The sequence below is a fragment of the uncultured Sunxiuqinia sp. genome, from assembly GCF_963974515.1.
Classification (GTDB): Bacteria; Bacteroidota; Bacteroidia; order Bacteroidales; family Prolixibacteraceae; genus Sunxiuqinia.
In genome coordinates, this window is record NZ_CAXBDD010000196.1 from 1 (window position 1) to 3,153 (window position 3,153).

Sequence of the window (3,153 nt, forward strand, 5' to 3'; positions counted from 1 at the left end):
CGGAATACAAGCCCTCCGGGTTTTCAAAAGCTTCCGGCATAAAGCCATTCACTCCAAAATAAAATAGGAGGAAACCAGTGTATCTTTCCTCCTACTCGATTCTCATACTTACCAGGTATATGCACAATTGCTGAATAGTCCTATTTTGTGTACGCTATTCTGCGCGAAGCTTTTCGTAAGAGGATGTTGATTAAATCCTCGGTACTGCTACCTACTGAGCCGCTTACACCTTTATTGTAGTTGATCAGTAACTGTCCATCAGAAGCATTGTGAATAAACATATTAAGGACAGCCTTGTTGGTACTTCCCCAAAAGCCAATCAAAGCGCCCAAGGCCAATGATGCTCCTTCAGACATGGGTTTGCTGGTTTCAAACTTACCGGATACCACGGCATCAACCTCCAATAGCCTGGCCAGTTCTTCCGGCGTATAATCGGTTAGGTTTTCGTAAGTAATTCCATTCTTCTTGAGAAGGGCATTTGTTGTGTTGGTATCCTGTACCTTGACTGTCAATTGATCCCTTTTTTCTCTTTTGAGAAACCAGGAATACATGGCCATCTGTACGCTTTCACCTTCGGATTGCTCCATGCGCTGCAACTGTTCGGGTGAGATGTCTTTCATCTGTTTTGGGCGTAACGAAACAGTGGCGTCGAACGGAACAACAGCAATGATCTGATGTTCTTCTGCGATCTTATCAAACGCTGGGTTTTCGTACAAATGTGTTTGTGCAAGTACTGCAAAGGTTAGGAAGCTGGCTAGCAAGCTTAGAAAAATTTTTGTCATAATTGGTTTTTTAGAGTTTTAAAAGTCGCAATAAAGATAAATTTATTTTTACTGATGATTTCAGCTTGGCTTTATTTTTTAGAAACTATTTTGTTTAAGATTGCTAAAAGGAAAAACCTCTGTAACAGAAGCTACAGAGGTTTTCCGATATAATAATATGGTGTATGGCAATTTGCCGCGCCGGAACAAGACAAGCCAGCCGCTCAGGCCTCATACAAGACTAGTCCGGGTTGGGGTACCCATTCGTTATCGGGCTGGGCGACGAGGTTCGAGGAAATAATTCTTCCTTTGGTAAAAACGGAGCTGAATGCATTGGGATCTTTCAGCGTTTCCTTGGCTTTCTCAATGCCTTTGTCATCCTGAATCGCAGATTTTATAGCTCCTTTCTGGTAATAATAGCGGGTTACAATTTCATCGGTCAGCATTTCTTTTAGCTCGTCTTTAAACGATTCGAAATCCTGGTCCAACTCGTGTCCGATTTTGACTTTCAATTGTTCAAATTCCACTTGGGCCACATCAAAGTATTTTTCCTCTTTGGCCGTTTCCATCAGCTCTTTAAAAACCTTTTCTGTCTCTGATTGGTAGGAGAACTGACGTTCTTTCACAAAAGCCTTGAAATCGCTGAAAGTTTCATCATTCAATTCAAATTCCTCAGCCGAAGCGATCGATTCATGCTCATTGGCAAATTTAGTGGCATAGTCAAAAAACATAAATTTTCGGGCCAGATTGATGCTCAGGCTGCTTAAGCGGTCAAGATCAATTTTAATGTCCGGAACAATGCCTCCGCCGTCATAAACCTTGCGCCCCTTTTTGGTGGTAAACTCACTAATCAGCGAGTCGGGCACATTGCCAACGCTTCCATCTTCGTTGCGGTGTGAATAATCCAACGCTTGGATACAGCGCCCGCTGGGGATGTAATATTTGGCGGTGGTTACTTTCAGTTTGGTGTTGTAGCTCAGGTCGCGGGTGGTTTGAACCAAGCCTTTCCCAAAGGTGCGTGTGCCAACAATCACAGCGCGGTCCAGATCCTGCAGAGCACCGGCAACGATTTCAGAGGCTGAAGCTGATCCTTGGTTGACCAAAACAGCCATTGGCATCAGGGTGTCGATAGGGTTTTCGGTGGCGGTGTAAGTTTTATCCCACTGCTTCACCTTGCCTTTGGTGCTCACCACCTCGGAGCCTTTGGGGACAAAGAGGTTTACAATTTCAACCGACTCCATTAACAGGCCGCCCGGGTTGGAGCGCAAGTCCAAAACCAACTTTTTAGCTCCTTGCTGTTCTTTCAGCTCAACAAAGGCTTTTTTTACTTCGTTGGCACAGTTTTGAGTGAAGTTCGACAGGCGGATATAGCCAGTCTCGTCATCCAGCATACCATAGTAGGGCACGGCGTCAATCTGAATTTTCTCACGTACAATTGCAAGTTCGAGGTTTTTCTTTTGTCCCGGACGTTCGATTTTTACATCAACAACCTTGTTGGCCGGTCCTTTTAGCAGGTTACTCACATCTTCCACCGACATGCTTTTGGTCGACTTTCCGGCTACCTCAAGCAAAATATCGCCCGCTTTTAAACCGGCTTTTTGAGCCGGAAATCCTTCGTATGGTTCTGAAATGACCACCTGGTCTCCATGTTTGGTGATCATGGCTCCAATACCGGCATATTCACCTGTCGTCATAAATTTGAAATCTTCCATGTCCGACTCGGGAATATAGGTGGTGTAGGGGTCAAGCGATTCGAGCATCTCGTCGATGCTGGTTTTCACCAGGTCGGTGGGGTTGATGTCGTCAACATAAAAAAGGTTGAGCTCCCTGACCAGTGTATAGTAAATATCCAGATTCTTGTCGACAAGAAAGAGTTTCTCATCGCGGTTAAACCCGGTGAGTATTAATAAGACAACCAGTAATCCGGCGGCTATTGAAAGTCCTGTCTTTTGTTTTCTGTTGTATTTCATGTGTTTATTTTTTCAGATTAAGTGTGTGCAATTTGCGTATCGATGTTAGCTTTCCAACTAAAGTTACTCAACGCATAGAACTCGCCGCTAACATTCCTTAGTGTGTTGAAAGCTTCTTTGTCCTGGCTCGTTTCATCTTCACTTGTTTCAATGACAAACGACAAAAATACTAAAGCTTTGTTTAAAAGCGGCTGTCATTTTCAAGGAATTAGTTAAATATTCTTAATTGGTCGGGTCTGTACGATTTGCAGTCACTTGAAATTCAGGACTCGCCGGAGCGTTTTTGCGAGCATGCATCAATTCTGCGCGTTACGAGCATGTGACGATGGATTTAATTTCAGAAAAAAAGGATTTTGAGGTGTGAAATTCGAATTGGTTTCATTAATTTAGTTTGTGGATAGCGTGAAGGAGAGCGGGTTAAG

The 3,153-nt window shown here is 43.7% G+C and carries 2 protein-coding genes; both read right to left on the reverse strand.

The window, feature by feature from the left end; all coding sequences use genetic code 11:
- Positions 1 to 140: 140 nt before the first annotated feature.
- Positions 141 to 782, reverse strand: a complete 642-nt coding sequence (locus AAC033_RS18780) for a hypothetical protein (RefSeq protein WP_339741045.1) — start codon at positions 780 to 782, stop codon at positions 141 to 143.
- Between the two features lie 203 nt (positions 783 to 985).
- Positions 986 to 2,731 (reverse strand): S41 family peptidase, encoded by a 1,746-nt coding sequence (locus AAC033_RS18785; RefSeq protein WP_339741048.1) that lies wholly within the window; start codon positions 2,729 to 2,731, stop codon positions 986 to 988.
- Between the last annotated feature and the right edge of the window lie 422 nt (positions 2,732 to 3,153).